This window comes from Oscillatoria sp. HE19RPO (assembly GCF_024220515.1).
Classification (GTDB): Bacteria; Cyanobacteriota; Cyanobacteriia; order Cyanobacteriales; family Laspinemataceae; genus Laspinema.
In genome coordinates this window covers 21,081-27,418 of sequence record NZ_JAMXOT010000290.1, presented here as the reverse complement: position 1 = coordinate 27,418, position 6,338 = coordinate 21,081, and the positions used below count along the sequence as shown (strand labels likewise).

General features: G+C 49.7%; 6 protein-coding genes. 1 reads left to right on the top strand and 5 read right to left on the bottom strand.

The features are described 5' to 3' along the window. Positions 1–300 (top strand): hypothetical protein (locus NG833_RS23595; protein ID WP_254567716.1); only part of this gene is annotated, 300 nt, incomplete at its 5' end. 43 nt (positions 301–343) lie between these two features. On the opposite strand, the gene NG833_RS23590 is transcribed toward NG833_RS23595, so the two are convergent. The 5 genes from NG833_RS23590 to NG833_RS23570 form a co-directional block, all read right to left on the bottom strand. After that, entirely contained in the window at positions 344–1,741 is a 1,398-nt protein-coding gene (locus NG833_RS23590) for a ferredoxin:protochlorophyllide reductase (ATP-dependent) subunit N (protein ID WP_254567715.1), read from the bottom strand. Between the two features lie 43 nt (positions 1,742–1,784). Continuing rightward, on the bottom strand, positions 1,785–3,344 hold the full coding sequence (locus tag NG833_RS23585; protein WP_254567714.1) for a DUF5331 domain-containing protein: 1,560 nt from the start codon (positions 3,342–3,344) through the stop codon (positions 1,785–1,787). Between the two features lie 125 nt (positions 3,345–3,469). Beyond that, on the bottom strand, positions 3,470–4,336 hold the full coding sequence (gene bchL, locus NG833_RS23580; RefSeq protein WP_254567713.1) for a ferredoxin:protochlorophyllide reductase (ATP-dependent) iron-sulfur ATP-binding protein: 867 nt from the start codon (positions 4,334–4,336) through the stop codon (positions 3,470–3,472). 402 nt (positions 4,337–4,738) lie between these two features. Further along, entirely contained in the window at positions 4,739–5,089 is a 351-nt protein-coding gene (locus tag NG833_RS23575) for a hypothetical protein (RefSeq protein WP_254567712.1), read from the bottom strand. Between the two features lie 81 nt (positions 5,090–5,170). Then, complete coding sequence (locus tag NG833_RS23570) at positions 5,171–6,313, bottom strand: acyltransferase family protein (RefSeq protein WP_254567711.1); 1,143 nt, start codon at positions 6,311–6,313, stop codon at positions 5,171–5,173. Positions 6,314–6,338: the final 25 nt, after the last annotated feature.

The following is a 6,338-nucleotide window of genomic DNA, read 5'->3' as shown; positions in this document are numbered from 1 at the left end:
GAAGTCGTTACTACGAACTTTGACAAGATAACGACTGAAGTCGTTACTACGAACTTTGACAAGATAACGACTGAAGTCGTTACTACGAACTTTGACAAGATAACGACTGAAGTCGTTACTACGAACTTTGACAAGATAACAATACCAAATCAGGAGTTCAAAAGTCGCTTTACTCTTGAGCCCGCGCAGGCGGGCTTTGTCCGTATAGCCCCAGGCTTTCCTTACGGAACGCTACGCGAACAGCCTGCGGGTTTTTACAGAGCTTTAACAACCGGATTCCGTATAAAAAGGGTGGACTAATGCCCACCCTTATTTTAAGTGATGTAATGAATGATACCCTCGATTATACTTGGGCTTCTTCTTTCACTAAGCGGTCCCAACCTAGGTCTTTCATGGAATTATTCCGACGCATGGGACGAGTGACTAACTCTAAAATATCCCGGGCGTTGGTGAATCCGTGAATTTGGGCGAAGGTAAATTCGACTGACCATTTAGTGCTGATTCCTCGTGCTTCTAGGGGGTTGGCGTGGGCCATTCCGGTGATGACGAGATCCGGTCTCACTTCGTGAATCCGTTGCAATTGGTTGTAATTATCGGGCTTTTCGATAATTTTCGGCAAGGGAACTCCCATCTCGTGGCAGGTTTTTTCTAACAAGGCGAGTTCGGGTCCTTGGTAGCGTTTATCCAGATAGGGGATGCCAATTTCCGCGCAAGTCATGCCGCAACGGATGAGGAACCGCGCTAGGGAGATTTCTAGTAAGTTATCTCCCATGAAGAAGACGGATTTACCGCGAATCAGTTGGACATAATCTTCCAAACTGGCCCAGATTTGGGCTTCCCGTTCTTCTAATCCGACGGGTTCGATGCCGAAGACGGAACAGATTTTTTCGATCCAGGCGCGGGTGCCGTCGGGACCGATCGGGAAGGGTGCGCCAATCAGTTTGGCTTTCCGGCGACGCATAAATGCCGTAGCGGTGCGACTGAGGAAGGGGTTAACGCCACAGGCATAGTCCCCTTCGGCAACGGTGGGGAGTTCGGTATAGCGCTTGGATGGCAACCACCCGGAAACTTTTACCCCTTGTTTCTTCAGTTCTAAGGTGAGTTGTGTTACTACGGGGTCGGGTAAGGAACCAAACAGCACCAACGGAGGATGATTGGCATATTCCGCTTCTTCTGCCACCACTTCTTCTTTTTGTTTACCGAAGTTGAGCAGTTTCTGGATGGCGTTGCGTTCTTGTTTTTCTTCCTCTTGTTCCACCTTATTGGGACAACGTTGGACCATTGCGGCCAATACGGTATCTTCGCCTTGGGTGAAGGCATAATCTAAGCCGTTGGCACGTGCGACGACGATGGGAACGCCTAGGTCCGCTTCCAGTTTGGGTGCGAGACCCTCTAGGTCGGTTTTGATAATTTCAGTGGTGCAGGTACCGATCCAGACGATTACGCTGGGGTTGCGATCGCGCTTAATTTGTAAACACAACCGTTTCAACTCTTCATAATCGTTCAACTGGGCCGAAATATCTGCCTCTTCCAATTCCGCCATCGCATAACGCGGTTCGGCGAAGATCATCACCCCCATCGCATTCTGGAGGAAATAGCCACAGGTTTTCGTGCCAATCACTAAAAAGAAACTATCTTCTATCTTCTGGTAAAGCCACGCGACGCAGCTAATGGGGCAAAAGGTATGATAGTTGCCGGTTTCACACTCAAAGGTGAGTGATTCAGATGGAGCAACAGTCATGGAATTGATTCTCCTCTCGTAATTGTTGGTGCTGAATTAGTCGTTACAAGTCATTCAAAAGATCGGACATTTCTGAATCATCTTCAGAGTCCATTTCATCCGCTAACGCATCCAAATCGACATCACCAAACGCATCTTCTGAGTCATCATCTCCTAACGAATCGAGGTCTAAATCCCCGAGGTCATCGTCAGAATTTGTGTCTCCAAATCCCTCTAAATCCAAATCTCCGAGGTCATCGTCGGATTTTGATTCTCCAAATCCCTCTAAATCCAGGTCTCCTAGGTCATCGTTGGTGGTGGATTCTGAATCCAAACCGCCTAAATCTAGGTCTCCCAGGTCATCCGGTACGGATTCCCCAAACGGATTCTCCATAGCGATCGCATTCTCGTCGGTCTCTTCATCAAATCCCCCGAGGTCCATATCCCCTAAATCGTCGGAGGCATCGGAATCCAAACCGCCTAAATCCATATCCCCAAAGTCATCATCACTGGAGGATTCTGTCTCCAAACCGCCTAAATCCATATCCCCAAAGTCATCATCACTGGAGGATTCTGTCTCCAAACCGCCTAAATCCATATCCCCCAAGTCATCATCACTGGAGGATTCTGAATCCAAACCGCCTAAATCCATATCCCCCAAGTCATCGGAGGCATCGGAATCTAGTCCGCCTAAATCCATATCTCCCAAGTCATCATCACCGGAGGATTCTAAATCTAGTCCGCCTAAATCCATATCTCCCAAGTCATCATCACTGGAGGATTCTGAATCCAGTCCGCCTAAATCCATATCTCCCAAGTCATCATCACTGGAGGATTCTGAATCCAAACCGCCTAAATCCATATCTCCCAAGTCATCATCACTGGAGGATTCTGAATCCAAACCGCCTAAATCCATAGCTCCAAAGTCATCATCACTGGAGGATTCTGAAGAGAGATCACTCAGATCGAGATCTTCGGCGATCGTCATCGTGACTTCCGTGACTTCTATCTGGACTTCCTCCGAGATCGTCTCGCCAAAGTCTGATAAATCATCGGATTCCAGGTCTGAGGACTCCATTTCCCCGAGGGGATCAAGAGATTCTTCTTCAGCGATCGCCTCGTCACCGAACACCGATGCTGCAACCGAAAGAGCGGGATCGTCATACTCGCGATCGCTCTCTACTGCTTGAGTGACAGCCGGTTCTGGAGACTGTTCCACCGCAGCAGCATGAGCAACGGCTGCTTCTGGAGACGGGATAGAAGGTTGGACTGGGGGAGGGGACTGAGTGAGCTCCGAGATTGTTTGCTGGACTCCCTTGGTTGCCGATGCCGGAGTTGTGGGACCTCTACCGAGGGCGAGGTCGGGGTCAAAATTGAGACCAATGACCTCAATCAAGGTATCTGGATCGGGATTAAGCTGCGAAAAAGGCAACATCAGTTGCGCTAACTTCGGTTCTAAGGCATTCATCACGCCCAGAATGAAGTAAGAGGGAGGCCGTTTGCCGCCATCGGGAGTGTTCACCGCTGCCAACTTTATATGCAGGTTGAGCCAGTCACGGTTGTCTTCAAAATATTTCAACCACTGATTCTTTAAAGTGGCAGAGAATTCTTCAAAAAATGCCATAACGCCTATCCCTCTGGGTTGCTGAAAACAAGTAGGTTGTATTCTTTATAGATCTATTGTCTCGTACTGAATCATACCCACTTTCTCAACACCCCCTCCATTCTCGTCATGATTCGTGCAGATTTCTAAACCATCATCAGGTCAAGTTCGCCGTCGGGGGAATGTTCGGGAGCCTTGACGGGATTGAGGTAGAAGTCAGACAGCAGGGAGAATAACTCGCGATCGGGGGTGTCATTCGGGACGACACCTTCCGGGGAAGAGAGCAACTGGTCCGCGACATTTAGGTAGTAATCACAGACGTAGTTGAGGGAAGGGTCACTCTCGGCCATTTCAAACAAGGTTTTCCCTTTCACCCGAGACACGCGAATATCTTCAATCAGGGGCAAAATCTCTAAAACCGGCATCGGTACGGTGTCGATATATTTATCAATCAAGTCCCGTTTGGAGGTCCGGTTACCGATTAACCCAGCCAGACGCAAGGAATGGGTGCGAGCTTTTTCGCGAACCGATGCAGCAATTCTGTTAGCCGCAAATAAGGCATCAAAGCCATTATCAGTCACGATTACGCAGTAGTCGGCATAGTTGAGCGGTGCAGCGAATCCACCACAAACCACGTCCCCAAGCACATCAAACAGAATCACATCATATTCATCAAAGGCGTTGAGTTCTTTGAGCAGTTTGACGGTTTCTCCCACAACATAGCCACCGCAACCGGCACCAGCAGGAGGGCCACCGGCTTCTACACAGTCCACGCCGCCATAGCCTTTGTAAATGACATCTTCCGGCCAAACGTCTTCGTAATGGAAGTCTTTTTCTTGCAGGGTGTCAATGATGGTGGGAATCAGATACCCAGTCAGGGTAAAAGTGCTGTCATGTTTGGGGTCACAGCCAATTTGTAGAACTTTTTTACCGCGCTTGGCGAGGGCCACGGAGATATTACAGCTTGTCGTAGATTTACCGATACCACCTTTTCCGTAAACTGCAAGTTTCACGCTTGTGTTCTCCTTAAATGTTTGTGTCTTATTCTGCTTGGGCCTTCTTTCCGGTTGGATCCGATGAGTTGGCCGTCTAATGGGTTTTTCCCCTGTTGATGGCAATTATTGTTCACTTCCACCGCAAAGGTAAAGGGGGTGAAGGAATGAATGGGGGTGTTAACGGGAGTTATCCCACCTAGAAAAGATTATTTTTATCTTTAATCAGTGCTGAGGCGCTCTCAAGTCTGTAAATTATGTTAAATCATGTTTTATGGTGACTTAGTTATAAAAAGAGTGACAATAACAAAAATGAGTATATCGGCTTAGGATTATTCCGGAGACTGATTTTACCCGGTGGGGATCGAGGATGGGCTTAGGTTTCACTGTGGCGCATAGGGATCGAAGGTTCCCTGCCTAGATTCAAGGGGGGGAGAAGGCGATGGATCCAGAGGAAATTCCCGGTGCGATCGCCATCTGGGAGATTTGTGTTAATAATTGTGAATCTTTCCCTTGGGCGATCGGATTTGCGAAGCTCAAGCAACACCCTATCGTTACGCTTCTTGCCAAATTATCAAAAGCCCCGCAATGTAGAGGCGATTCGCGAATCGCCTCTACAGGCGGCGGAAAAATCCCTCCCTGGGTATTGCTGCTACAGACGGTTGCGCTTCTTGCCAAATTATCAAAAGCCCCGCAATCGCGAATCGCCTCTACAGGCGGCGGAAAAATCCCTCCCTGGGTATTGCTGCTACAGACGGTTGCGCTTCTTGCCAAATTATCAAAAGCCCCGCAATGTAGAGGCGATTCGCGAATCGCCTCTACAGGCGGCGGAAAAATCCCCTAGGGGTATTACCTCTACAGTTTGAAGAACCAGCGGCGACGGTAGAGGCCCCAGAGAATCCAGGTCCAAAAGAGCAGGGTCACGAGGGCGATCGCAAAAGACCCATTGAGTTCGCCTAAAATCGGGACGAACCCATTGCGATACATCCAGGTATAGAGACTAGGCGCATCGGTGGCGGTACTGATGGGGGTAAACAGCAAAATTCGGGCCAAAAACCCCGAGGCAACGAAGACAAAGATGGCATTGAGTCCCATGACCTTAAAGGGAAAGGCCCAGCTTCGCCATTGACGGACCTCCACCAGTTCGTAACAGGCGGCCAATAAGAGCAGGGACCAACCGGCACTCAACACTACAAAAGAACTGGTCCAGAGTTGTTTGTTAATGGGAAAAAGTAGGCCCCAGAGTGAGCCGGTAATGATTGTCGCGACGGCAACTCCGGCCATTTGCAGACTGGTGCGGGAGGTGACGGGTTGTTTCTGCAACCAATCCCCGATAAAAAAGCCTAGGAGGAGGGTAACGACCGAGGGGAGGGTGCTGAGTAGTCCTTCCGGTTCAAAGCTGCCATCGCCCAAAATATGGGGGGGTGTCAAAATCAGGCGATCGAGATAGGCGACGAGGGTCCCGGCACCTTTGGGGGATAAATCCCCGGGACCGTAACCGGGAACGGGAATTTGGGTGAGTGCAAACCAATATCCCAGGAGAATGGCAAGGCAGAGGAATCCCAGACGACGACGGGAAAGGTTGAGGATGGCAGTCGCCCCCAATAAATAAGCCAAACTAATCCGCTGCAACACTCCCATAATCCGCAGGGTGCCAAAATCCAGGGGTTGACCTTGCAGTAAAGTCTTTAGGACCAGGGTTGAACCGTTCAAAAATAAGCCTAAACCGAAGAGAATCAGCGCACGACGGAGGATTTTGAAGTAAACGGAAGCAGCAGGGGGAGAATTGGGGGAGGTGGTGTATTTGGCGAAGGAAAAGGCCATTGCCACCCCCGCGATGAACAGGAATGCGGGGAAAATCAGGTCCGTGGGGGTGAACCCATGCCAGGGTGCATGGAGGAGGGGGGGATAAACCTGCTGCCAGCTACCGGGGTTGTTGACCAGAATCATACTGGCGATCGCCATGCCGCGAAACACATCCAAAGAAGTCAGTCGCATAGAATTAGGCAAGTTCTGAACCGAG

Coding starts and splice junctions, on each gene's coding strand:
- NG833_RS23590 (WP_254567715.1), bottom strand. CDS start 1,741: ATGACTGTTGCTCCATCTGAATCACTCACCTTTGAGTGTGAAACCGGC.
- NG833_RS23585 (WP_254567714.1), bottom strand. CDS start 3,344: ATGGCATTTTTTGAAGAATTCTCTGCCACTTTAAAGAATCAGTGGTTG.
- NG833_RS23570 (WP_254567711.1), bottom strand. CDS start 6,313: ATGCGACTGACTTCTTTGGATGTGTTTCGCGGCATGGCGATCGCCAGT.